The following is a 22,918-nucleotide window of genomic DNA, read 5'->3' on the forward strand; positions in this document are numbered from 1 at the left end:
CGACCTCCTAGAGATGCGCCGAGGAGAGCGCCCGGGCGACGTGGTCGGTGGCCGTGATCGCGCCGTACGCCACCAGGCGGACCAGGTCGGCGTCGGCGGGGTGCGACAGCCTCCACAGGGCGACGTCGCCCGGGCTCACCGCGCTGGGCGCGAACGCCGACAGCAACGCGATCCGCGTCCCGACGCGGTCCCGGCCGGGCACATCCCGGACGAGGTCGACGGCCCAGTCGGCGGGCCGAGCCGGGAACCGCCCGTCCTCCCAGCGCACGGTGGCCGTCACGGTCTGGCGAGCAACGTCGCCCAGCAGTTCACCGCCCCGGCTGGCGGCGTCCCGCAACGCGGCGTACGCGATCCCGACCGGGCTGTCCCCGGCCCAGGCCGGCGACGGCGTCCCCGGGGCATCCAGGAGCGGAAGACTGCGTCCGGGTTCCTTGCGCTCCCGGGCCGACCTGGCGTACAGCCGGCCACCCACCGAGCGCACCAGCGGGGCGCGTTGCAGGCCGCCGGGGAGCAGGTCGGGGTCGAGCAACGCCGAGACGACCCGGTTGACGAAGTGGAAGGCGAGCAGGGTGCCGGTGACCTCGGGGCCGTACGGACTCGTCCAGCCGCCGGCACGGGGGCTGCGGCTGGCCTCGGCCCAGCGGGCGAGTTCGGCGTGCCTCGGCTCGGGCGGCGTCTCGCCCCGGGCGACGACCTCGGCCAGCCCGTGCTCGCCGAGGGCGTGCAGCAGCAGCACGTGGGCGTCGAGGCAGAACCGACAGCGGTTGGCCCGGGACACCACCGCCGCGACGAGTTCACGGTCGACCCGGGACGTGTCACCGGCAAGCAGGGCCTCGCGCAGCAGCGACCACGTCGCGGTCAGCACCTCGGGCACGGCCGAGAGCGCCTGGAAGGTGGGCAACGGTCCGAGGAAGTCGTCGCGTAGCTGCTGGTAGACCTCCGCGGTGCGGCCGGTGGCCGCCCTGGTGGGAGCGGGTGTGCAGAAGCGGTATGTCATGCGGTCGATGCTTGCCGCGGCGGCCCGGGAAAACGTCGTGCCGCCGCAGACACTTCACCGGACCCGGATACCGCGCCCGTGGTACGTCTGATCTACCGCGCGCGCGGGATGCTCCACCATCGACGGCCGTTCTACAGTGCGACCATGCGCCGTGACCTGCCGTACGTCCTCAGCGGCCTCGCCCTCGGCGGTCTCCTGCTCGGCAACGCCGCGCTCGCACCGGACGCCGCGACGGTCGGGGCGCTCGATGTCGCCCTGGTCCTCGTCATGGCCGCGGCTCTCGGGGTGTGCCGGCGGCATCCGGTGCTCGCGCTGGGCGTGGTGACCGTCGCCATGCTGGCCCTGCACGTCCGGGTGCACTCGGGGGTGTCGGCCGCCTTCCCCGTCCTCGGCGTCGTCTACGTGACCGCCTGGCGGGGGCACCGGTCGGCGGCCGCCGTGGCCAGCGTCGCCTTCCTCGGTGGCTTCCTGGCCCGCGACGTCTCGGTGGCCCCGGTCGAGCGTCCGAACCAGCTGATCGTCGAGCGGACGGCCCTGCTGCTGGGATGGTTCGTGGCGGCCAACGTCGCCGGGCTGGTCGGTCGGCAACGCCGGGCCTACCTGGAACAGGTCGAACAGCGGGCCGTCGAGGCCGAGCGCACCCGCGAGGAGGTGGCGTTGCGGCGCGCCGGCGAGGAGCGGCTGCGCATCGCCCGCGACCTGCACGACTCCCTGACGCACAGCATCTCGGTGATCAAGGTGCAGGCCGGGATCGCCGTGCACCTGGCCCGCAAGCACGGCGAGGAGCCGTCGGCCACGCTGCTGGCGATCCAGGAGGCCAGCGCCGCCGCGATGCGGGAACTGCGCACCACCCTGGACGTCCTGCGCGCGCCCGACGACGAGCGCGTCGGACTGGCCCGGGTGGACGAACTCGCCGAGCGGACCCGGGCGGTCGGCGTACCGGTCCAGGTGACCGTCGCCGGCCGGCCCCGGAGCCTGCCGGACGAGGTCGACCAGGCCGGCTACCGGGTCGTCCAGGAGGCCCTGACCAACGTGGCCCGGCATGCCGGCCCGGCGACCGCGCACGTCCACGTCGAGTACGCCCCGGCCGGGCTGACCGTCGCGGTCACCGACGACGGGCGGGCGTCGCCGGCCCAGCCACCGACACCGGGAGTGGGACTGCGCGGCATGCGGGAGCGGGTCACCGGACTGGGCGGCACGTTGCTGGCCACCGCCCAGGACGACCACGGGTTCACGGTGCGGGCGACGTTCCCGCTGGACGAGCCGGCATGACCGGGCGGTCGCATCCGATGATCCGGGTCCTGCTCGCCGACGACCAGGCGCTGATGCGGGCCGGCTTCCGGGCGCTGCTGGCCGCCGAGGACGACCTGGAGGTCGTCGGCGAGGCCACCGACGGCAGGTCGGCCGTACAACTCGCGCGACGTCTGCGCCCGGATGTCGTGCTGATGGACGTGCAGATGCCCGGACTCGACGGGATCGAGGCGACCCGACGGATCGCCGCCGACCCCGACCTCGCCGCGATCCGCATCCTCATCCTGACCAACTACGGGCTCGACTCCTACGTCTTCGCCGCACTCCGCGCGGGGGCGAGCGGGTTCCTCCTCAAGGACGCCGACCCCGCCGACCTGTTGCAGGCCGTCGCCGTCGTGGCCCGTGGCGACGCGCTGCTCGCGCCGGCCGTGACCCGTACGCTGATCAGCGAGTTCGTGGCCGGGCCACCGCCGGCGGTGCCGGCCGCCGGTCGGGACGTGCTGACCGCCCGCGAACAGGAGATGGTCGAGCTGGTCGCCCGAGGGCTGACGAACGACGAGATCGCCCTGCGGATGGTGATCAGTCCGTTGACCGCCAAGACGCACGTCAACCGGGCGATGACGAAGCTGCACTGCCGGGACCGCGCCCAGTTGGTCGTGTGGGCGTACGAATCGGGACTGGTCACGCCGCGCCGCCGGTGACCGTGCCGTCACCGGCGACGCGGCGCGAGCCGGTGTCAGGACCCGATCGCGATGGCGAAGACGTGCATCGTCGGCACGTTCGCCGCGGCCCGTGCGCTGATGTTGGGCAGCACGACCTGGGTCACCGCCTTGCTCTGCAGCGCGACGCCCACGTAGTAGACGCAGGCCGCCGTGGCCTGGCGGCCGTTGTTGGGCCGGTTCTGGTACGCGGAAACGACGGCGGCGGTCGCGCCGGACACTGGGCCGCCGTACCAGTCGGGTGTGCTGAGCGTGAACGTCTGGCGCGTGCCGTCCGCGTACACCACCGTGCCGGTGCCCGAGACCGCGCCGTAGGTGCCGGTGATCAGGAAGCCGAGGGTGCTCCCGGTGCCGCTGATGCCGATGGTCTGGCCCGAGGCGATGGCGTTGTCGGCCGTGCCGGGGCTGACGTTGGGCCAGCGGAAGTTCACACCGTTGCGGCTCACCGTGCTGCCCGGGCTGGCACCGGCCTGCGCCAGGGCCTGCGCCGAGAGGGAGGCCCCGTTGCCGTCGAAGTTGCCGACGTTGGTGTTGCTGTCGTTGGTGATACCCGCGTTGGTGAAGCTCTGCTCCAGCGTCGGCGTGGCGGCGCCCGTACTGGTGACCCGGTAGGTGCGTCCCGCCTGCACGGTGACCTCGACCAGGTCGGACTCGACCCGGGTGACCCGGGGCGATGTCCCGTCGGCGGTGTCGACGACGCTGACGGTGCCGGTCAGGAACCGCGACCGCAGCCGGACGGTGCCGGCACGGTCCGGTCGCACGAGCACCTCGGTGGCCGCGCCGCTCGCCCACGTGATGCTGACCGTGTGCCCACCACGACCCCGCAGGCCGGTCACCCGTCCGCTGGGCCAGGCCGGCGGCAGCGCGGGCAGGATGTGCAGCTCACCGATGTGGCTCTGGAGCAGCATCTCGGCGATGCCGGCGGTGGCGCCGAAGTTGCCGTCGATCTGGAAGGGCGGGTGCAGGTCGAACATGTTGGGGGCGAGCCGGGCGGTGGTGGCGAGGTAGCGGATCAGGTCGTGGGCCCGCTTGCCCTCCTCCATCCGCGCCCAGAAGTTGATTTTCCAGGCCAGCGACCAGCCGGTGCCGTCGTCGCCGCGCAGCGCCAGGGTCCGCCGGGCGGCCTCGAACAACTGTGGGGTGCCGCGCTTGGTGATCTGGTTGCTGGGAGCCAGTCCGTACAGGTGCGAGATGTGCCGGTGGTTGGGCTCGGTCTCCACCCAGTCGTAGAGCCACTCCATGATGTTGCCGCGCGAGCCGACCTTCATCGGTGGGAGGCGGTCCCGGGTGGCCCGTACCTGGGCCCGGAAGGTGCTGTCCACGTCGAGGATCTCGCTCGCGCGGGCGACGCCGTCGAAGAGGTCCCGCAGGATCTGGTTGTCCATCGTGGGTCCGGCGCACACGCTGGCGTTGGAGTGGTGGCTCAGCTCCGGTGAGTTCGACGGGTTGGTGACCAGGTAACCGAGGGTCGGCTCGGTCACCAGGGTGTTGAGGAAGAACTGCGCGGCGCCCTTCATGGCCGGGTAGTTCGTCCGCAGGAACTCGATGTCACCGTTGAACAGGTAGTGGTCCCAGATCAACGTGGACAGCCAGGCGCCACCGGTCTGCCACATGCCCCAGAACGCGCCGTCGACGACCGCGGTGGCCCGCCACGCGTCGGTGTTGTGGTGGGTGACCCAGCCACTGGCGGAGCCGTACTGCACCTGGGCGGTCCGCGCTCCGGCGACGGCGAGCTCCCTGACCATGTCGAAGACCGGGTTGTGGCACTCGGCGAGGTTGGTGGTGTTGGCCGGCCAGTAGTTCATCGGCAGGTTGGCGTTGATCGTGTACTTCGAGTCCCAGGACGGGGTCAGCGAGTCGTTCCAGATGCCCTGAAGGTTCGCCGGCTGGGTGCCGGGCCGCGACGACGAGATCAGCAGGTACCGACCGAACTGGAACAGCAGCGCCGAGAACTGCGGATCGTTGACGCTGTTGTGCTGGGCGATCCGGACATCCGTCGTCTGGTCGGCCGCGGAGGTGCGGCCCAGGTCCAGGGTGACCCGACCGAACAGCGCCTGGTAGTCGGCGACGTGCCGGGTGCGCAACTGGTCGTAGCTGTAGGCGCGCGCCGCGCTCAGACGCTGCCGCGCGATGCCCCCGTAGTCGCCACCGACGTTGCGGTAGTTGACGTAGCTGGAGCCGATCGAGATCAACAGGACCACGCTGGTGGCGTTGGTGACCCGCAGGGTGCCGCCCGAGCTGGACACGCTGCCGCCGGTGACGGTGGCGTTGGCCAGGGCGAGGAAGCGGACCTGACCGGTGACGCCCTCCTGGCTGCCGGAGACGCCGTCGAGGCCGATCGTCGTGCCGTCCGGACTGGACACCGTCGTGCGCTGCGGGCTGTCGAAGGTGGCGGTGAAGCTGATCGAGGTGGCGCGGTCGGCGGTCAGCCGCATCGCGATGACCTGGTCCGGCGCGCTCGCGAAGACCTCACGCTGGTAGCGGATGCCGTTCAGGACGTACGACGTCGTGGCGGTCGCGGTGGTGAGGTCGAGGGTGCGGTTGTGCTGGGACGCTCCGCTGGCCGAGCCGAAGGCGAGCCGGAGGTTGCCGACGGTCTGGTACGCCAACTGGCCGCCCGGGTTGCCCATCATGGTCTGGTTGATCAGATCCTGGGCCTGGGTCCACTGGTTGGCGTTGACCAGTCGCCGGATCTCCGGCAGAGCGGCGGCGCCTCTGGTGTTGCTCGGGTCGTGCGGGCCGCCGGCCCAGACGGTGTCCTCGTTGAGCTGAAGTCGCTCGGTGTCGACGTTGCCGAACACCATGGCACCGAGTCGACCGTTGCCGATCGGCAGGGCGCGCAGCCAGTCCGTGCCGGCGCCCTCGTCGTACCAGAGGGCGAGGTCGTTGGCCGCCAGCACCTGCGGCGGCGCGACGGAGTCGGCGTTGGCGGTCGCCGTCCACGGCAGCGGCAGCAGGGCGCCACCCGCGCCGGCCGCACCGATCTTGAGGGCCTGCCGCCGGGTCAGGTCTGACATCGATCCTCCAAACGGTGACCGATACGGCCACCCAAGCGCGACAACGACGACCCCCGATAGTGGATCCGCGCGGTGGCACCGACCGTGCAGCGCAGGTCGTAGGCAGACCCGTGGACGACCAAACGTCCGATGTGTTTCGGGAAGATTACTCCGGCGTCACGCAATAGGCAACGGTCGATCGCTGCTGGATCACCGCCGCCCGGCGGCCCGGCCCCTGTCGGCCGAGGCCCGGCCCGATCGGAAGCGTGCTGCGGATCGACAGACACGACGACGGCACGCGTCAGACAATCGGTTCCACATACATTCGATGATTACGGCAGCCGCACCCGCGACGGCCTCGGTGGACCGGCGGGCGCGGCGGGGCGTCGCTCACTCCGGCAGCGTCGCCCCGGACTCCTCGGCCACCAGGTACGTCGCGTACCAGTCGGGCCAGTTCTCGTCCCGCTCGCCGGTACGCTCCTCGTGCGCGCCGTGGGCGGCCGCCGCGCGCCGCAGCGCGCCCGCCAGGTCGATCACCTCGACCACCACCGACGATCACCACGCTACGTCCCGCGCCTCGCCGAGGTACGGCGTTCGAGGCATCAGCCAGGTGCCGCCCGCGTCGCCCGGCGCAGCCCGAACAGGGCGACGAGCGCGAGGAGGATGACGGCGACGGAGTACTCGTCGGCCGTCCGCGGGAGCCCTCCGCCGTACACCACGAGAAAGCCGGCGATAACGGTGGGGAGGCCGAACCCGACGTAACAGACGACGTAGAGCAGCGACAGCACGCTGGCGCGTTCGTGCGCCCCGACCAGCGGCATGATCGTCTTGAGGCTGCCCTGGAACCCACCGCCGAAGCCGACGCCGCCGAGCGCGAGACCGACGAAGAACCCGGGTACGGACTCGGCCATGACCGCGACCACCGTGACGACCATGCCCAGGATGAGGGCGACGATCCCGGTCAGGATCACCCGCCGCGCCGGGGTGTCCCGCAGCACCAGGACGGCAACCGACCCGAAGAGCGCGAAGACGAAGAGGACCAGACCGGCGACCACGATCGACGGTTCCATCAGACTGTGCACGAGCGCCGGGCCGAGCGCGCCGAAGAAGCCGGCCAACGCCCAGACCGCGAACAGCACCGGGGCGACGACCAGCACCGGTCCGCGTACGGGGCGCGGCAGCCTGATCTCCGGTCGCAGACTGCGCCGCGCGCCCGCCATCCGCGTGACGGTCTCCGGCATCAGCGCGACCCCGACGGCCTGGATCAGCAGGACCGCGACGAGGACGACGTACACCAGCCGGGTCGGCGCGGGTAGGTAGCGGATGAGCAGCGCCGAGAGCAGGGCGCCGCTGCCGGTGCCGAGACCGGGGGCGATCGAGTTCGCGAGCGTCCCGCGGGCACGGTCGATGTCGAGCATGGCCGCGCCGACGGCTCCCGTGGCGGCACCCGCCGCGAGTCCCTGCACGAGGCGGGCGACCACCAGCGCGGGAACACCGTTGGCGAGGATGAAGACCACCAGCGCGAGGATCTGCACGGCGATCGCGGCAGCCAGGACCGGTCGCCGGCCGACGTGGTCGGAGAGCTTGCCGAAGGTGAGCAGGGATGCCAGCACCGCGAGCGCGTAGACCGCGAAGACGGCGGTGGTCGTGACCGGCGAGAAGTGCCAGCGCTCCTGGTAGATCCCGTAGAGCGGGGTCGGCGCCGCCGAGGCGGCCAGGAACGACACGAGGATCGACGCCAGCAGCACCAGGGAGGCGTTGGGCGCGAGTCGCGCCCGCCCCGCGATCGACATGTCGGTACTCCTCGTGCTGCCCGGCGGGCGTCGGGCTCGACGGCCGCAGCGGCGTACCCGATGTGCCGCCCTCCATGCGCCGACGCGGCGCGTGCGGACTACGCGTCGTCGCGCGGCCCGAGGTGCTCGCGCAGCGCCGCCGCGATGTCGCCGGCCGCGCGGAGCTGGTCCGGAGTGAGGGCGTCGACGAACAGCTCCCGGATGGTGCGCAGATGCCCGAAGGTGGCCCGCTGGAACGCCTCGGCCCCGACCGGGGTGAGGAGCACCTGCGACCCGCGCGGAACGGTCGCGCACTCCTCGCGACGGATGAGCCCGCGTCGTTCCATCCGGCCCAGGTGGTGCGAGAGCCGGCTCCGCTCCCACCCGATGTGTGCGGCGAGGGCGGAGGAGCGCATCCGTGTCTCCGGCGCCTCGGTGAGCGCGAGCAGGACGGCGTAGTCGCCCGACGAGAGGGAAGAGTCGACCTGGAGACGTGACCCGACCCGGGAGGTGAGGATCTCCGTCGTCTCGACGAAGTTCCGCCAGATCCGCAGCTCCTCCATCGTCGGCAGCTGGCGGCCCCTCCGCCGCTCGGGTATGGCGTCGACCATTGGAAGCTCCCGGGAATTGACGTGTCAATTGGCAGGTTAGCATCATTGACACGTCAACCGGGGAGGCTACTTCCCACGTGTCGACGGCGAGGAACGCCGAGGAGGAGACATGACGGCCGGGGCTTTCGAGTTGGGACTCAACTCGTTCGGCGAGGTAGCCACCGACGGCGACCGCACGCTGAGTGACGCCGAGACCGTACGACTGCTGGTGGACGAGGCCCGGCTCGCGGAGTCGGTCGGCCTCGACGTGTTCAGCCTGGGCGAGCACTACCGCGAGGGGCACAACGACTCGGCCACGCCCGTCCTGCTCGCGGCGATGGCCACGGCGACCGACCGGATCAGGCTCGGCACCTCGGTCACCGTCCTCAGCACGAACGACCCGGTGCGGCTCTACCACGAGTTCGCCACCCTGGACGCGGTCAGCGACGGCCGGGCCCAACTGGTCCTCGGGCGGGCGTCGGCGACCGAGTCGTTCCCCCTGTTCGGTTACGACCTGGCGGACTACGAACGGTTGTTCGAGGAGAAGCTGGACCTCTTCCTCCAGCTCCAGCGTGACGAAACGGTCACCTGGACCGGAACCGCCCGCAGCCCTCTGGTCGCGCAGCGGCTGCATCCGCGCATGCGTCCGGGCGGAATCCCGACCTGGATCGGCGTCGGCGGAAGCCCCAACTCGGTGATCCGCGCCGCCCGGCACGGGCTCCCGCTCATGCTGGCGATCATCGGTGGACGCCCACAGCGGTTCGCCGGTCACGTCGACCTCTACCACCGGGCTCTCGACCAGTTCGGGCATGCCGCGCGGCCGGTCGGACAGCACTCGCTCGGCCTCGTGGCGGACACCGACCAGGAGGCGGTCGAGACGTGGTGGCGGTACTGGCAGCCGACCGTGGCGCGGCTCGCCGAGGAGCGCGGTTTCTACAAGCCGGATCGCGCGCGCTACGAGGCCGAGGTCGACCACGGCGCGCTGTTCGTGGGGTCGCCGGAGACGGTCGCCCGCAAGATCGCCACGACGGCCCGCGACCTGGGGCTGAGCCGGTTCGACCTGAAGTACGACATCATGCACCTGCCTCGCGAGGCGCGGGCGCGCACCATCGAGCTGCTCGGCAGCGAGGTCGCGCCACGGGTCCGGGAGCTGTTGGCGAAGGAGCCCACCAATGTCTGATCTCGTGTTCGGCCTCGACACCTTCGGTGACGTACCGGAGGACGACTCGGGCAAGCCGGTGTCCCACGCCGCAGCGATCCGGCAGGTCGTCGACGAGGCGGTGCTGGCCGACGACCTCGGCGTCGACGTCATCGCCCTCGGCGAGCACCACCGACCGGAGTACTCGGTGTCGACACCGGAGACGGTGCTGGCGGGCATCGCCACCCGCACCTCGCGGATTCGGCTCTCCTCCGGCGTCACGGTGCTCAGCTCGGACGACCCGGTCCGCGTGTTCCAGCGTTTCGCCACTGTCGACGCGCTGTCGCACGGCCGGGCCGACGTCATCCTCGGCCGGGGCTCGTTCACCGAGTCCTTCCCCCTGTTCGGCTACGACCTGGCCGACTACGACGTGCTGTTCGAGGAGCGGATCGAGCTGTTCGCGAAGCTGCTCGACGAGCAGCCGGTCACCTGGAGTGGTACCACCCGCGCTCCGCTCAAGGACGCCGACGTCTTCCCCAAGACGGAGTCGGGACGCCTCACCACCTGGGTGGGCGTGGGCGGCTCTCCGCAGTCGGTGGTGCGGACCGCCCGGTACGGCCTGCCGCTCATGCTCGCCATCATCGGCGGCGCTCCCGAGCGTTTCGCGCCCTACATCGACCTCTACCGCCGGGCGGCCGACCAGCTCGGCACCACCGCGCACCCGGTCGGGATGCACTCGCCCGGCTTCGTCGCCGACACCGACGAGGAGGCCAAGGAACTGTACTGGCCGCACTACCGGGTCATGCGCGACCGGATCGGCGCGCTGCGCGGCTGGCCGCCGATCCGCCGCCAGGAGTTCGACTCGGAGGTGGAGCACGGCTCGCTCTACATCGGCTCGCCGGAGACGGTGGCCCGCCGGATGGCCAGCGCCATCAAGGGTCTCGGCGTCGGCCGGTTCGACCTCATCTACACCGCCGGGGCGCAGCCCGTGAGCGCCCGGATGCGCGCCGTGGAACTCTACGGCTCCCGGGTGATCCCCATGGTCCGCGACATCCTGGCCAGCTGACCCACCGACCGACCCCTCGGGAAGGAAGACATGAATGACAGCGGCTCCGACCGACCCCGGACCCTCGCCGTCCTCGGCGCCGGCAAGGTGGGCACCGTCCTCGCCCGGCTCGCGCTCGCCGCCGGCTACCGGGTGCTCGTCGCCGGCTCCGGCGATCCGGCGAAGATCGCCCTGACCATCGAGGTGCTCACGCCAGGGGCGGTGGCCACCACCGCGGTCGACGCCGTGGCCGACGCCGACATCGTCATCCTCGCCCTTCCGCTGGGCAAGTACCGTGCGCTCCCCGCCGAGGCGCTGCGCGGCAAGCTCGTCGTCGACGCGATGAACTACTGGTGGGAAATCGACGGCATCCGCGACGACCTGACCGACCCGCGTACCTCGTCCAGCGAGATCGTCCAGGCGTTCCTGGCCGGGTCGCGGGTCGTCAAGGCGTTCAACCACATGGGGTACCACGATCTCGAGGACGGGTCGCGACCGGCGGGCACGGCCGGGCGCAAGGCCATCGCGATCGCCGGGGACGACGAGGACGACCTCGCGCCGGTGGCCTCGCTGGTGGACGCCCTCGGCTTCGACCCGGTCGTCGCCGGCCCTCTCGCCGAGGGCGTACGACTCGAACCGGGCAGCGAGTTATTCGGCGCCAACGTGAGCGCCGACGAGGTGCGTGCCCTCCTCCGGCGCTTTCCCGAGTCGGATCGCGGCCGGGTCGTCGCCGCCGCGCGCGCCGGCGACGACCGCGCTGCCCAGGCAGGCCACGACTCCTCGGCCTGACCGCCCGGACCTCAGTGGTCGTCGTCGAACGCCGTCCGAGGGTCGAGCTGCCGACCTCGCTCCAGCGCGGCGGCGTAGTCGTCGTGGCCGAGCGCCTCGACCGCGGCGTCACGCACGGCGGCGAGGTCGGCCGCGTCGTCCGGGTCCGGTACCTGGCCGAGGGCCGCGAACGCCGCGTCCGCCAGGCCGACCATGAGCGCAGCCCGTGGGTGGTCGCCCTCGGCGGAGGCGAGCGCCGCGCCCGCCACGCAGACGTACGGCACAAAGTCGTCCCAGCCGTTCCGGAACACCCGGGTACGGCTGACGGCGAACAGCCTCCTCGCCTCCGCGAGGTTGCCCAGGCCCAGCTCGCAGAAGGCCAGGTTGTGCGTCTCGGAGTTGACGGTCTCCGGCCGACCCAGCGCCTCGTTCAGCGCGATGCTCTCGCGGTACAGGTCCCGCGCCCGGGTCAGGTCGCCCGCCATCCGCGCCACTGCGGCCAGCACGTGCCGGGGTCGCTCCTCCAACGCGCGGTCGCCGGAGCGCACCGCGACGTCGAGCGCCTCGCGCGCCCGCGCCTCCCCGAGCGGCAGGTCACCGCCACGGATCGCCACCCGGGCCATGCTGTAGCGGGCCTCCACCTCGCCCGCCGCGTCGCCGACGGCCCGGGCCCGCTCGATCTCGGCCGCACTCATCCGTACCACCGCGTCGGTCTCCCCACGCCGGAAGGCCGAACGGACGTCCGCACTGAAACTCACGGTCGATGCCCCTGTCGTGTGTCGTGCACCGTCGCGCCTACCCTCTCGGCGCTGCTCACGCATGCAGGGCCGTCCAGTTCTCCTCGAAGCGGAAGCCCATCGACTCGTACAGAGGTCGGCCGAGCGCGCTGGACTGGAGGTACGCCGCGTCCGCGCCGGCGGCGACGCCGTCGCGCAGCACCTCCTCGGTGATCGCACGCCCCACGCCACGACCGCGTGCGCTCGGGACGACAGCGATGTTGAACACGCCGACGACACCCCGGGTGTGCATGCCGAGACCGGTGCCGAGGAACTGGCCGTCCTCTTCGTACAGGTAGCCGTCGATGCGCTCGGCGTCGAGGACCGCGCCGCCCATCAACGACCCGAACAGACCATCCGGGGCCTCGAAACCCCTGGTGAGAACGTCCGTGTACCGGTCACTGTCCGCCGCGCCGACCCGTCGTACGCGCTCGCGCTGCGCCTCGTCGGTCCGGTAGACCAGCTCGTCCGCCGTGCAGGCGAGCAGGGGCAGAGCGCTGCGCGCGGAGAGCCCGTGGCGGGCGGCCAGCTCGGCAACCGCGCTGTCGGCGTCGCCCCGGACCACGATCGCCCAGGCCTCGACCTGCCGGCCCACCTCGACCGCCATCTCGTCGAGCGCCTCGAGATCCGGCGTCGGCGACAGGTCGTACGCCACGTTCAGCGTGGCCGCTCCCGCATGGGTGACCGCCGCACGGGCGGTGCCCCGCCGCGCGTAGTAGCCCTTCGGCGTCGCCGCACACAGATCCTCGAAGGCGACGTCGTACGCCGCCGCCATCCGATCTCCGATGACCTTCATGCCCATCCCCCCTGACGAACTCCCCCAAGCGCGCAAAGATAGCCGCAGCTTCGCGACCTGCGTGAACCGAGGTACGGCGGGGGTCAGGATCGGCGGGAGCCACGCCCGGGCCACCACCGCCCGGCGCGGAGTCCCTGGCTGGTGGCGCCATGGAAGATGATCATTACGACTACGCCGATCAGACCGAGGAGCGGGTGCACCAGCCAGCCGAGCAGACCGGTCAGACCGTAGAGGACCAGGCCGACGATCGGGCGAAGCTCCTGCACCCGTACCTGGTCCGGGGTGACGGTGTCGGCCCGCAGCGCCGGATGGCGACGCACGTAGGCGAAGAGCACCCACCAGGGCGCCGACATCAGCGACGCGGCGAACGCGTACAGGACGACGGCCACTCGCAGGTCGTCGGTGTTGCCGTCGGCCAACGCCGACGCCAGGACGGCGGTGGGGAACGGAATGATCACCACGCCGAAGAGGATGCCGAGGTTGATCGAGCTGAACGCGGGGGTGGTGCCCCGCACCAGTTGGAGCACCGCGTGATGATTCAGCCAGAGGACGCCGACGTAGATGAACGACACCACGAACGCCAGATATGACGGCCCCTCACCGAGAAGCCCCTCGGACAGCCCGCCCTCGTGGAAATCCGGCACCCGCAGATCCAGCACCAGCAGCGTGATGACGATGGCGAACACCCCGTCGCTGAAGGCCGCCAGGCGGCCCGCGTCGGTCACCGCGAGGCCGCTGTCGTCTGCGGGGATCCCCCGTTCACCTGCGGACATTGCCGCATGCTAGCAGTGAGCAGGCGACCACCGAGCGTCATTGAGGGCGGCGGGCTCAGACCCGCCGCCCTCGCCGATACGCTCCGGAGCGATATTCCTAGCAGGAATATTCATACCTCTGAGGTATGCCGCTCACCACCGCATCAGCTGGCGTACGTCTCGAACTCGCCGACCCGGGGCGTACCGCTGGAGCTGTTGATCTTGAAGGTTATCTTGCTCAACGTCGTCGCGGCGAAGCTGATCGCGCCCGCGCCCGCCCCCGAGGCCAGGACGGCGCCGGTGTCGTGGTTGACGAGCTGCCAGGATCCGATGGAACCCTGGGTTCCGGAGGGCTCTCGAATGATCACGCGGGAGACCCGGGTGGCGGTTCCCCACTTGATCGAGATGGAGCCGGTCGATCCGGCCGGCGACCAGTACGTACTGATGTCGCCGTCGCGCACGTTCCCGTAGCTGGTTCCGCTGGCCTTGCTGGAGCCGTCGGCGCCGGCGCCCAGGCTGAGGTTCGTCCCGCCGGCCGGCGGGGGCGTGGTCGGGGGCGGCGTGGTGGGCGGTGCGGTGGTCGGGGGCGGCGTGGTGGGCGGGGCCGTGGTCGGCGGCGGTGTCTGCGCCGAGCAGCTTCCGTCGGACACCCGCAGGCCCGTGTTGGCACCCGCCGTCTGACCGACGACGCTGGGGACGCAGCTCGCGCCGTCGAGGCGGTACGCGTACGGGATGCTGACGGTGGTGGTGGACGTCGGGTTGGGGCCGGCGGGGTAGTTCTCGCTGCCGGGGGTGGACCAGGTGACGTTGTCGAAGATGTTGCCGCTGACCTGCCAGTAACCGCGCTCGTCGGTGTAGAAGGTGCCCAGCACGTCCTTCGAGTCGCGGAAGTGGTTGTTCTCCACCCTGGCCCGGGCGCCGGCTCGGGAGTTGATGCCCGACTCGTTGAGGCTCACGTAGCTGTTGTTGTAGATGTGGGCGACGCCCCCGCGCAGCAACGGCGTGCGGGAGTCGATGTTCTGGTAGAGGTTGTGGTGGAACGTGACGAAGCCGTTCGACAGGTCGCTCTCACTGGACCCGATGAGGCCCCCACGACCGGAGTTGCGCAGGACGCTGTACGACAGCGTCACGTACTGGGTGTCGTCCTTCATGTCGAAGAGGCCGTCGTACCCCTCGGACTCCCCGCCGGACGCCTCCAGGGTCACGTGGTCGACCCACACGTTGCGGACCGTGCTCTCCATGCCGATGGCGTCCCCACCGTTGGAGGTCGGCGACCCCGACTTCTTGACGTTCCGGACCGTCACGTTCTGGATGATGATGTTGCGGGAATCGCGGATGTGGATGCCCAACTGGTCGAAGACCGCTCCACTACCGACCCCGATGATGGTGACGTTGCTGATCTGCTTCAGCTCGATCACGCCGTCCGCCGTGTTGCAGCTCGCACCCGAGACCTTGGTGGTGTTGCCGTGGTTGATCGTCCCGGTGACCTCGATGGTGATCGGAGTGCTGCTGCTGGCACGCCCACAGAGCGCGGCGTGGATCGCGGTGCCGGTGCTGGCGCGTACCGTCTGCCCGCCCGCGCCCCCGGTGGTCCCGCCGTTCTGGGTGGCGTAGCCGGTGGCGGCACCCACCGCCGCCGCGGGCCGGGGGCCCTGCAGGGCCACGCCGGCCGCGACCCCGACGGCCACCGTCACGAGCGCGGCCGGAAGTCGCCGTACGACTGTTCGTCTCATCTCGCCTCACCTTCGAAGAAATCGAGTGATGCGCCGATGTCGGACGGTCCGGGATGACCGCCGTCACGCAACCCGGAATAGGCAACAATCAATTACTAATCGATCGTCGGCAATATCCTCACCCTGACGCCTGAGGCAGAGCCGCTGGCCGGGCGGCACGCAGCCGGCAGCACTCCGAGGCGTGCCGAGCCGATCCAGGGAAAACATCGACGTGCAGCAATCGTAGGGAAAGCGTTTTCCCTGAAGCAATAGCTACCGTTTGCAGGTTTTTTGCAGCCCCGACCGCCTCGACCCTGCGGGGCAGGCGGGGTGGGCGAGGGTTGGCGAGGGCTGGGTGGATGTGGCGTTGACAAGGGGGCATCGAACGAAATAAATTCCTTGCTACGAGAAACTGTTTCGTGCGCTCGCAGTGCGGCACTCACCCGCGGGCCCACGAATGAGCAGAGCGCCCGGCCGTCCGCCGAGCCGGTCGACAAAGGAGGGTGCCGCAGTCCCGCCGGACCCGTTCGCCGCACCGTCAACCTCGCGTCGCCGCACCCTCAGCACCGCCGACGCGAGCCTCGGTCCGGCGTCGACGTTTCGGCCGCCGCACCGGCGCTCCCCCGGTGCCCCTCCGCGACTGTTCGCGCAGCCCCGGACTCGGCGGCCGAGAGACATGTCGAGGTGACCGGCCGGCTGATCTGGACAGCCGACATCCGACACCCCGCCGTCGCACGCCTGGGAGCGCTCCCGGCGATGCCCGACGTACCGCCCGACGCTCCCCCGAACGACCAGCCCGGACGCGTCGGCCACCACCACCTCGGGAGAAGTCTGATGAGAAAACGAACCAACACCGCCCTGATGTCGGCAGGCGCCGTCCTGCTGGCGTCGACGGCGGTCGCCCTGGCCGCGCCGGCCGGCGCCGCAGCCGCCGGCTGTGCCGTGGACTACGCCGTGTCATCGCAGTGGCAGAGCGGCTTCGGCGCGAACGTCACCATCACCAACCTCGGCGACGCGGTCAGCAGTTGGACGCTGAACTGGTCCTACAGCGCCGGCCAGACCGTCACGCAGGCCTGGAACACGACACTGACCCAGAGCGGCGCAGCGGTCACCGCCAAGAACGTCAGCTACAACGGTGCCATCCCGACCAACGGGACCGCGTCGTTCGGCTTCAACGGCTCGTGGACGGGCAGCAACCCCGACCCGTCCAGCTTCGTGCTGAACGGCGTGACCTGCACCGGCGACACGACACCGACGACACCGCCGCCCACCTCGGCGCCCCCGACCACCCCACCGCCCACCACACCGCCGCCGACCACACCGCCCCCGACCACACCGCCGCCCAACGGCCCGGCGGACATCACGGTGAACAGCGCCACCAGGTACCAGACCGTCGACGGCTTCGGCGCCGCCCAGTCGATCTGGGGCAGCGCCTGGTCGACCACCGACACGCAGACGCTGGTCGGGCTGGGCGCCAACCAGCTCGGCCTGTCCATCGTGCGGACCGGCCTCTCACCGGAGTCCAGCGAGTGGGCGACCCACGTCAACTCGTTGAAGACCGCGAAGGCGTACGGGTCGAACGTGAAGATCCTCGCCTCGCCGTGGACCGCGCCCGCGGCCTGGAAGACCAACAACAGCAGGACCAACGGCGGCAAGCTGAAGACCGACTACTACGACGACTACGCGAACCACCTGAACAGCTACGTCCAGTACATGCGGGGTCAGGGCGTGACCATCGACGTCACGTCCGTGCAGAACGAGCCGGACTGGCACCCCGACTACGACTCGATGGACTGGAGCGGCACCGAGCTGCGCACCTTCGTCCGCGACCAGGGTGCGAAGGTGCAGAACACCAAGCTGATGGTGGCCGAGGCGGTCAACCTGAACTACGGCTACACCGACCCGACCCTCAACGACGCGACCGCCCGGAACAACATCGGTTACATCGGCGGCCACCTGTACGGCACCGAGTCCGCAGGGCGGCTGGCCCCGTACCCGCTGGCCGCGACGTACAACAAGCCGGTGTGGATGACCGAGTGGAACCTGCACGCGGCGGACGGCGGCGGCTCGAACATCTGGGGCAACCCCAGCAACCTGGCCGTCTGGAACGAGACGCTCGACGACATCATGCGTACCGTGCACAGGTCGATGGAGGCCAACTGGAGCGCCTACATCTGGTGGTACGGCAAGCGCTACTACTCGTTCATCGGCGACGGCGAGGCGGCCTACGGCACCACCGCCGGCGCGCCGCTCAAGCGTGGGTACGCGTTCTCGCAGTACGCGAAGTACGTCCGGCCGGGCTACCAGCGCGTCGCCCTGACCAAGAGTTCCAAGGCGTCCCCGCTGGAGGTGACGGCCTACCAGGGTGACGGCAAGATCACGCTGGTCATCCTCAACCGGTCGAACAGCGCGGTCAACAACGCCGTGATCCAGGCGCCGCAGAACGTCAGCAGGGCCGAGTACTACCTGACCTCGCAGAACGCCAACGCGGCCAGCCAGCCGACAAGCGTGAACGGAGGACAGGCCACCATCAACGTCGGCGCACGCAGCATCTCGACCCTCGTGTTCACGCTCTGACCGTCCCAGGGCGGCGAACCGGCGGGGTGTGGGGTGTGCACGGATCGCGCGCACCCCACGCCCCGGCGGGGTCGGTTCCCCCGATCCGGGGAGCGCCTTCCCCGACCGGAGGGAGGCCTGCCGGCCTGCGCCCCGCGAGGATCGCAGACATGACGACGACGGCACCCCACACGCGCCGCAGCGGCCACGGCCTGACGTACGCCGTACTCGCCTGGGCCGTGGCCTACGGGGGCGTACGTCTGGCCTGGACGATCGGCGAGACGCCGGAGTTCGGACCGTTCGGGTTGGACCTGCTCGGATTCACCGGCTGGCGGTCGGTGGCGTTGTGCCTGGCCGCAGGCGCGGTGGCGGTCGCCCTGGACCGTGCGTCGACCTGGCGACCGGCGCTGGCGGGACTGGCCTGGACGGTCGCCGGCGCGTTGGTCGCGGCGGCGGCGATCCTGCTGCCGGAACTGGTAAGCCTGCTCCTGCTCGCTCCCGGCCCGTCCTTCAACCCGCTGGCGTTCGCCAGTCGGCTCGGTTGTGCCACCGGCGCGGTGCTCCTCGGCCTGGCCGTCTTCGCCTATCAGCGCCGTACGCGGGGCGACTGTCCCGACTGCTGCCGGACGATCCGGCCCGGTCAGCGACGCCCGGCACCCGCGCCGTGGGCGCGCTGGGGAGCGTACGTGGCGGTGACCGGGCTCGTGACCCGTTTCGCGGCACAGGCCGTGGTGGGCTTCGACGACGTCGCGCAGGACGCCTCCATCATCGGGTTGGAGATCGGTCTGGTGCTGGCCGGGGTGCTGTTGCCGCTGGCGCTTGTGCACTCCTGGGGTGAGGTCTGGCCGGGCTGGGTGCCGTTGCTCGCCGGCCGTACGATTCCCCGCCGGCTGTTGCTGGTGCCGGGCTTCGGGCTCGGGGCAGCCATCGTCACCTACTTCGGCATGGGGATGGTGCAGGTGGCCTCCGGATCGGCCAGTGAGTTCTCCGACGCGTTCCTCTGGGTGGCCATGTCGGCGTACTGCCTGCTGGGGCTCGGCCTCCTCGTCGCGTCCAGCGACTACCACCTGCGTACCCGCAGCGCGTGCCGGACCTGCGGCCGCTGACCGGCCGCAGGCCCGGGTCAGCTGCCGTCGCGGTCGCCGACCTCGCGTCGGCCGGGCCCGGGGTGGGGATTGTCCCGGGCGGGCGGCACCCGTTGACCCCGTACCGGCGAGCGCGGCGCGGGCGGGACGGGACGCCGCAGCGTCCCGCCCGTCTCCGCGACGAGGTACTCGGTCTCCTGCACCAGGTAGTGCGGTCGGCGTTTGGTCTCGTAGTAGATCCGGCCGATGTACTCCCCGATCACGCCGAGGATCGTCATCTGGATGCCGCCGAGCCCGATCACGCTGACGATGATCGTGGTGTACCCGGGGACGTCGATCCCCTTCTCGACGGCGTCCGCCACGACCCAGGCCATGTAGGCGAGCGCGATGAGGGTGAGGAACAGCCCGCCGTAGATGGCCAGGCGCAGGGGCCGGTTGTTGAACGACAGCAGGCCGTCGAACGCGTAGTTGAACAGCTTGCTGAGCGTCCACCTGCTCCGCCCGGCCTGCCGGGTCTCGTTGGGGTGGGCCACCACCGCCGTGCGGAAGCCGATCCAGGAGAACAGCCCCTTGGAGAAGCGGTTGTATTCCGGCATCGCCAGTATCGCGTCCACCGCGAGCCGGGACAGCAGGCGGAAGTCGCCCGCGCCGTCCTGGAGGCGCACGTCGATCCACCAGTTGATGATGCGGTAGAACGACCGGGAGGCGACCATGCGGACGAACCGGTCACCGCGCCGGTCCCGCCGGGCGATCACCTGGTCGAAGCCCTGCTGGTACAGCGTCACCATCTCGGGCAGCAGGCGCGGCGGATGCTGCAGGTCGGCGTCCATGATGACGACCGCGTCGCCGGTGGCCCGCTGCAACCCGGCGAGCATTGCCGCCTCCTTGCCGAAATTGCGGCTCAGCGACGTGTAGCAGACGGTGGGGTCGGCGGCGGCGAGCCGCCGCAGCGCCTCCAGGGTGCCGTCCTCGCTGCCGTCGTCGACGTACACGACCTCGACCTCGACGTCGGGCAGCTCGGCGAGGGCCGCGCACACGGTCTCGTGCAGCCGCTCGACCGACGCCTCCTCGTTGAAGCAGGGCACCACGACGGACAGTCGCACGCTCGTCACCTCACCCTGCCCGTACCCGGACGTCCGTCGCCGGCGCCCACCCGGTCAGAGGTGGTAGACCAGCATGCCATCGAGATCCTCCCGGGTAATGCCCAACCCGTCGATGGGCCGGGTCGCGATGCTCTCCCACGGCGTGCCGACGACGCGGCTCGGCACGACCATCACCGACCGCACGCCGATCCCCCGCAGGTGCGCGATGCTCACCGGATCGGGGAACGACGCCACCGCCGTCCGGGTCTGCGCCTGGCTGACCGGTTCGAAGCCGGCCAGACCGTTCGTCAGCCGGGGGAAACCGTCGGTCGACCACAGCATGTACGTCAGGTCGCCCAGTCCCCCGGCCGGCAGCACGAGGATCGGGTCCTGCACCGTCCGCATCGCGGCCGGCGGTTGTGGCACGGTCGGGTGCGGCGTGTTGTTCACGCCCTCCAGGGTGACCACTGTCAACGGAATCAGCAGGACCAGCGGCGTGAGGGTCGCCGCCCAACGGCGGGGAGTGGACTGGCGCAACGACTCCGCGAGAGCGGTCACCGCGCCGGCCGCCAGCACCGCCAGCAGCAGGCTCGTCCAGTGCATCATCCGGCCGGGCGTCCGCAACGCGTCCCAACCCGGCAGGAGCGTCGACAGCGTCAGGTAGCCCGGGTCACCGTCGCCACCGAGGGTGGCGCCCAGGCCCAGCAGCACCGTGCCGACCGCGCCGAGCCCCAGCGCGACCCGGTGCCGCAGCGGGTACGCCGAGAGGAACAGCCCCGCCGCGGCCAGCCCGATCACCATCATGCCCGGCAGCAGCGCCATCTCCGGCGGCCAGGAGAGCTGTTCGCGTGCGCCGGCGTGCCGCTCACCCCACAGCCACGAGTCGGCCGGCGCGGTGACGAACCCGATCAGCGGAGGCGAGAACATCTTCGTCCAGTCCAGCGTCCGCTCGGCCTGCGGGTTGAGGTCGACGACGCGCAGGTAGACCATGCCCAGCAGCAGCGTCACCAGGCCGAACGCCCCGCCGCCGACGAGATCCGCGATCAGCAGTCGCCGGCCGAACGGAGGCCGTTCCCGCTTTCGCCACCAGGACCAGCCGTAACAGCCGGCCGCGACCAGGACCGTGGCCAGCAGGAAGTAGACGAGCGGCAGGCCGATGCCGAAGCCGAGGCTGACCTGCCAGGCGGCGACGAGCCACCCGGCCACCGCCCAGCCGGGCCTGCGCAGCTCGGGCCGGTACCCGTGGCGCAGCGACCAGCCGTGACCACGGGCCAACATGGCCAGCGACAGCGCGATACCCGCGCTGGACAGGATGTTCAGGTGCCCCGAGTGCGCCAGCCGCCAGGGCGCGTACGCCCAGGCGATCCCGGCGACCGCGCCGCCCCACCGGTTCGCGCCGAGCTGCCGCGCCAGGGCGTACGCCCCGAACGACGCCAGCGCGTGCAGCAGCACGTACAGCAGGTTGTAGTGGATCACGGAGGCCGTGAAGCCGGAGCCGAGCATCCCCATCGGGGCGTAACCGAGCAGGGTGTCGCTGTAGGCGTAGGTGTACGTCTCGGGGTAGAACGTGTTCGAGTTCCAGAGATCGGCCGGGCTGCTCAGCAGGGCGTGCCCCGACCAGGCGACCTGCCACGCCTGCAACAGCGGATCACCCAGGTCGCCGGGGATCGTCGTCGCCGGGTGGCGCATGGTCGGCCAGGTCAGCACCACCGCCAGTAGCAGGCTTGCCGCCACCGCCACGGTCCATTCGGAACGCGCCCAACTCCATCGCCCCCAGTCGGCCGGCGGCCGATCCTCGGGGATCTCGTCGGGGGTCACGTCTTCCGAGGTCGAGGTCGGTGGAGGGGTGGCGGACCGGATAATCATGAAATCGATGCTCTCCAATAGTGCCGGGCTTGTCCATCTGTTGTCCGAAGCGTGGCGTGTTCTCGCGCACGACGCAACGGCCACATACCAACAGACGTCGCGGGGAGCGGCGACGGTGGCACGGACGAGCGTCCGCGCCACCGCGCCGCCGATTCGACCGACCGATGATCAGCCGATCTTGATCAACTGCCACTGCTGGTTGGTGCCGCCCCAGTCCGCGTACTGCACGACGTTGCCGCCGTCGGCGGTGGACGCGCCCTGCACCTCGACGGCCTTGCCGCTGTTGCGGTTGATGAGACGTACGTAGCCCCCGGAATCCGCCAGCCGGAACTGCTGGTTGGTGCCGTTTCCGTCGGTCCACTGCACGACCGCTGCGGAGTCGGCGGTCGAGCGGTTGTAGACGTCCAGAACCTTGCCGGAGTTGCGGGACTTCAGTCGGTAGTAGCCGCTACCGGAGTCGACGAACTGCCACTGCTGCCACGCCCCGTCGTTGCGGGTCCACTGGTCGATCCGGGCACCGTCGCTGGTCGCCCGCTCGTACACGTCCAGAGCCTTGCCGCTGTTGCGGTTCACCAGGACGTACCAGGCGGTGGTGTCGACGGGCGAGCCCGGCGGGGGCGTGGTCGGGGTGCCGCTGCCCGCGTTGAGGGCGTTCAGGACCGAGGTGTACGCCGCCTTCTTGTTGCCGGACCGGTCGAACAGCAGGGCGTTGTCATCCCCGCGCCACGAGTCGCTGTCCCGCACGCCCCAGGTGGTGATGCCGGTGCAGCGCGCGACGGCGAGGCAGGCGCGGGTCACGGAGGCGTAGATGGTGGCCTGGTTGGAGCCGGTCATCACGTCCAGCTCGGTGATCTGCACGTCGACGCCCAGGTCGGCGAAGCGTTGCAGGTTGGCCTGGTAGTCGCTGGCCAGCGTGGTGCCGAGGTGGGACTGGAAGCCGACGCAGTCGATCGGTACACCGCGGGACTTGAAGTCGCGGACCATGTTGTAGATGCCGGTGGACTTCGCGTTGATGCC

18 protein-coding genes and 1 pseudogene are annotated in these 22,918 nt (G+C 70.8%); 7 read left to right on the top strand and 12 right to left on the bottom strand.

Features of this window, described 5'->3' with window-relative positions:
- Window positions 1-7 precede the first annotated feature (7 nt).
- The gene (locus tag ABZV06_RS26485) at window positions 8-997 is read right to left on the bottom strand and encodes a carboxymuconolactone decarboxylase family protein (protein WP_355240238.1); all 990 of its coding nucleotides are present in this window, start codon (window positions 995-997) and stop codon (window positions 8-10) included.
- Between the two features lie 144 nt (window positions 998-1,141).
- Here ABZV06_RS26485 and ABZV06_RS26490 point away from each other — a divergent pair, with 144 nt between their 5' ends.
- The gene (locus ABZV06_RS26490) at window positions 1,142-2,269 is read left to right on the top strand and encodes a sensor histidine kinase (protein WP_355624872.1); all 1,128 of its coding nucleotides are present in this window, start codon (window positions 1,142-1,144) and stop codon (window positions 2,267-2,269) included.
- 17 nt (window positions 2,270-2,286) lie between these two features.
- Window positions 2,287-2,949 carry a response regulator transcription factor gene (locus ABZV06_RS26495; protein WP_355240304.1) on the top strand — a complete coding sequence of 221 codons (663 nt, stop codon included), beginning with the start codon at window positions 2,287-2,289 and terminating at the stop codon, window positions 2,947-2,949.
- 35 nt (window positions 2,950-2,984) lie between these two features.
- Here ABZV06_RS26495 and ABZV06_RS26500 read toward each other — a convergent pair whose 3' ends face one another.
- From ABZV06_RS26500 to ABZV06_RS26515, 4 genes are all read right to left on the bottom strand, one after another.
- Window positions 2,985-5,984, bottom strand: coding sequence for a glycoside hydrolase family 95 protein (locus ABZV06_RS26500; RefSeq protein ID WP_355240244.1), 3,000 nt, complete (start codon window positions 5,982-5,984; stop codon window positions 2,985-2,987).
- Window positions 5,985-6,353: 369 nt separating this feature from the next.
- The gene (locus ABZV06_RS26505) at window positions 6,354-6,512 is read right to left on the bottom strand and encodes a hypothetical protein (protein WP_355240247.1); all 159 of its coding nucleotides are present in this window, start codon (window positions 6,510-6,512) and stop codon (window positions 6,354-6,356) included.
- A gap of 53 nt (window positions 6,513-6,565) precedes the next feature.
- On the bottom strand, window positions 6,566-7,756 hold the full coding sequence (locus ABZV06_RS26510) for an MFS transporter (RefSeq protein WP_355240250.1): 1,191 nt from the start codon (window positions 7,754-7,756) through the stop codon (window positions 6,566-6,568).
- Window positions 7,757-7,854: 98 nt separating this feature from the next.
- Entirely contained in the window at window positions 7,855-8,346 is a 492-nt protein-coding gene (locus ABZV06_RS26515) for a MarR family transcriptional regulator (RefSeq protein WP_355624874.1), read from the bottom strand.
- Between the two features lie 109 nt (window positions 8,347-8,455).
- On the opposite strand from ABZV06_RS26515, the gene ABZV06_RS26520 reads away from it, so the two are divergent.
- From ABZV06_RS26520 to ABZV06_RS26530, 3 genes are read left to right on the top strand one after another with little or no spacing between them, the layout of a single operon-like run.
- Window positions 8,456-9,505 carry an LLM class flavin-dependent oxidoreductase gene (locus tag ABZV06_RS26520; protein WP_355240256.1) on the top strand — a complete coding sequence of 350 codons (1,050 nt, stop codon included), beginning with the start codon at window positions 8,456-8,458 and terminating at the stop codon, window positions 9,503-9,505.
- Window positions 9,498-10,529, top strand: coding sequence for an LLM class flavin-dependent oxidoreductase (locus ABZV06_RS26525; RefSeq protein WP_355624876.1), 1,032 nt, complete (start codon window positions 9,498-9,500; stop codon window positions 10,527-10,529). The genes ABZV06_RS26520 and ABZV06_RS26525 overlap by 8 nt, the downstream gene beginning before the upstream one ends.
- Before the next feature lie 30 nt (window positions 10,530-10,559).
- Window positions 10,560-11,297 (top strand): NADPH-dependent F420 reductase, encoded by a 738-nt coding sequence (locus tag ABZV06_RS26530; RefSeq protein ID WP_355624878.1) that lies wholly within the window; start codon window positions 10,560-10,562, stop codon window positions 11,295-11,297.
- An 11-nt stretch (window positions 11,298-11,308) separates the two neighbouring features.
- Here the strand turns inward: ABZV06_RS26530 and ABZV06_RS26535 are convergent, their stop codons facing one another.
- The 4 genes from ABZV06_RS26535 to ABZV06_RS26550 all read right to left on the bottom strand — a co-directional run bounded on the left by ABZV06_RS26535 (window position 11,309) and on the right by ABZV06_RS26550 (window position 15,333).
- Window positions 11,309-12,034 (bottom strand): tetratricopeptide repeat protein, encoded by a 726-nt coding sequence (locus ABZV06_RS26535; protein ID WP_355624880.1) that lies wholly within the window; start codon window positions 12,032-12,034, stop codon window positions 11,309-11,311.
- Window positions 12,035-12,089: 55 nt separating this feature from the next.
- Window positions 12,090-12,848 carry a GNAT family N-acetyltransferase gene (locus ABZV06_RS26540; protein ID WP_355624882.1) on the bottom strand — a complete coding sequence of 253 codons (759 nt, stop codon included), beginning with the start codon at window positions 12,846-12,848 and terminating at the stop codon, window positions 12,090-12,092.
- Window positions 12,849-12,931: 83 nt separating this feature from the next.
- Complete coding sequence (locus tag ABZV06_RS26545; RefSeq protein WP_355240271.1) at window positions 12,932-13,621, bottom strand: TMEM175 family protein; 690 nt, start codon at window positions 13,619-13,621, stop codon at window positions 12,932-12,934.
- Between the two features lie 143 nt (window positions 13,622-13,764).
- Window positions 13,765-15,333: a pectate lyase gene (locus ABZV06_RS26550; protein ID WP_355624884.1), complete on the bottom strand. Its 1,569-nt coding sequence runs from the start codon at window positions 15,331-15,333 to the stop codon at window positions 13,765-13,767.
- Window positions 15,334-16,146: 813 nt separating this feature from the next.
- On the opposite strand from ABZV06_RS26550, the gene ABZV06_RS26555 reads away from it, so the two are divergent.
- Both ABZV06_RS26555 and ABZV06_RS26560 read left to right on the top strand, forming a co-directional pair.
- Entirely contained in the window at window positions 16,147-17,889 is a 1,743-nt protein-coding gene (locus ABZV06_RS26555; protein WP_355624886.1) for a cellulose binding domain-containing protein, read from the top strand.
- A gap of 149 nt (window positions 17,890-18,038) precedes the next feature.
- Window positions 18,039-18,974, top strand: a complete 936-nt coding sequence (locus tag ABZV06_RS26560; RefSeq protein WP_355240280.1) for a hypothetical protein — start codon at window positions 18,039-18,041, stop codon at window positions 18,972-18,974.
- Window positions 18,975-18,991: 17 nt separating this feature from the next.
- Here the strand turns inward: ABZV06_RS26560 and ABZV06_RS26565 are convergent, their stop codons facing one another.
- From ABZV06_RS26565 to ABZV06_RS26575, 3 genes and pseudogenes are all read right to left on the bottom strand, one after another.
- Complete coding sequence (locus tag ABZV06_RS26565; protein ID WP_355624888.1) at window positions 18,992-20,065, bottom strand: glycosyltransferase family 2 protein; 1,074 nt, start codon at window positions 20,063-20,065, stop codon at window positions 18,992-18,994.
- Window positions 20,066-20,110: 45 nt separating this feature from the next.
- On the bottom strand, window positions 20,111-21,901 hold the full coding sequence (locus tag ABZV06_RS26570) for a hypothetical protein (RefSeq protein WP_355624890.1): 1,791 nt from the start codon (window positions 21,899-21,901) through the stop codon (window positions 20,111-20,113).
- Between the two features lie 171 nt (window positions 21,902-22,072).
- Window positions 22,073-22,918 (bottom strand): annotated as a pseudogene (locus tag ABZV06_RS26575) (endo-1,4-beta-xylanase); the annotation flags it as partial.

This window comes from Micromonospora sp. NPDC005172 (assembly GCF_040608555.1).
GTDB lineage: Bacteria > Actinomycetota > Actinomycetes > Mycobacteriales > Micromonosporaceae > Micromonospora.

Bases quoted from the DNA above. Each gene is read 5' to 3' on its own strand.
- ABZV06_RS26485 (WP_355240238.1), bottom strand. From the start codon at position 997: ATGACATACCGCTTCTGCACACCCGCTCCCACCAGGGCGGCCACCGGC.
- ABZV06_RS26490 (WP_355624872.1), top strand. From the start codon at position 1,142: ATGCGCCGTGACCTGCCGTACGTCCTCAGCGGCCTCGCCCTCGGCGGT.
- ABZV06_RS26495 (WP_355240304.1), top strand. From the start codon at position 2,287: ATGATCCGGGTCCTGCTCGCCGACGACCAGGCGCTGATGCGGGCCGGC.
- ABZV06_RS26500 (WP_355240244.1), bottom strand. From the start codon at position 5,984: ATGTCAGACCTGACCCGGCGGCAGGCCCTCAAGATCGGTGCGGCCGGC.
- ABZV06_RS26510 (WP_355240250.1), bottom strand. From the start codon at position 7,756: ATGTCGATCGCGGGGCGGGCGCGACTCGCGCCCAACGCCTCCCTGGTG.
- ABZV06_RS26515 (WP_355624874.1), bottom strand. From the start codon at position 8,346: ATGGTCGACGCCATACCCGAGCGGCGGAGGGGCCGCCAGCTGCCGACG.
- ABZV06_RS26520 (WP_355240256.1), top strand. From the start codon at position 8,456: ATGACGGCCGGGGCTTTCGAGTTGGGACTCAACTCGTTCGGCGAGGTA.
- ABZV06_RS26525 (WP_355624876.1), top strand. From the start codon at position 9,498: ATGTCTGATCTCGTGTTCGGCCTCGACACCTTCGGTGACGTACCGGAG.
- ABZV06_RS26530 (WP_355624878.1), top strand. From the start codon at position 10,560: ATGAATGACAGCGGCTCCGACCGACCCCGGACCCTCGCCGTCCTCGGC.
- ABZV06_RS26540 (WP_355624882.1), bottom strand. From the start codon at position 12,848: ATGAAGGTCATCGGAGATCGGATGGCGGCGGCGTACGACGTCGCCTTC.
- ABZV06_RS26545 (WP_355240271.1), bottom strand. From the start codon at position 13,621: ATGTCCGCAGGTGAACGGGGGATCCCCGCAGACGACAGCGGCCTCGCG.
- ABZV06_RS26550 (WP_355624884.1), bottom strand. From the start codon at position 15,333: ATGAGACGAACAGTCGTACGGCGACTTCCGGCCGCGCTCGTGACGGTG.
- ABZV06_RS26555 (WP_355624886.1), top strand. From the start codon at position 16,147: ATGAGAAAACGAACCAACACCGCCCTGATGTCGGCAGGCGCCGTCCTG.
- ABZV06_RS26560 (WP_355240280.1), top strand. From the start codon at position 18,039: ATGACGACGACGGCACCCCACACGCGCCGCAGCGGCCACGGCCTGACG.
- ABZV06_RS26570 (WP_355624890.1), bottom strand. From the start codon at position 21,901: ATGATTATCCGGTCCGCCACCCCTCCACCGACCTCGACCTCGGAAGAC.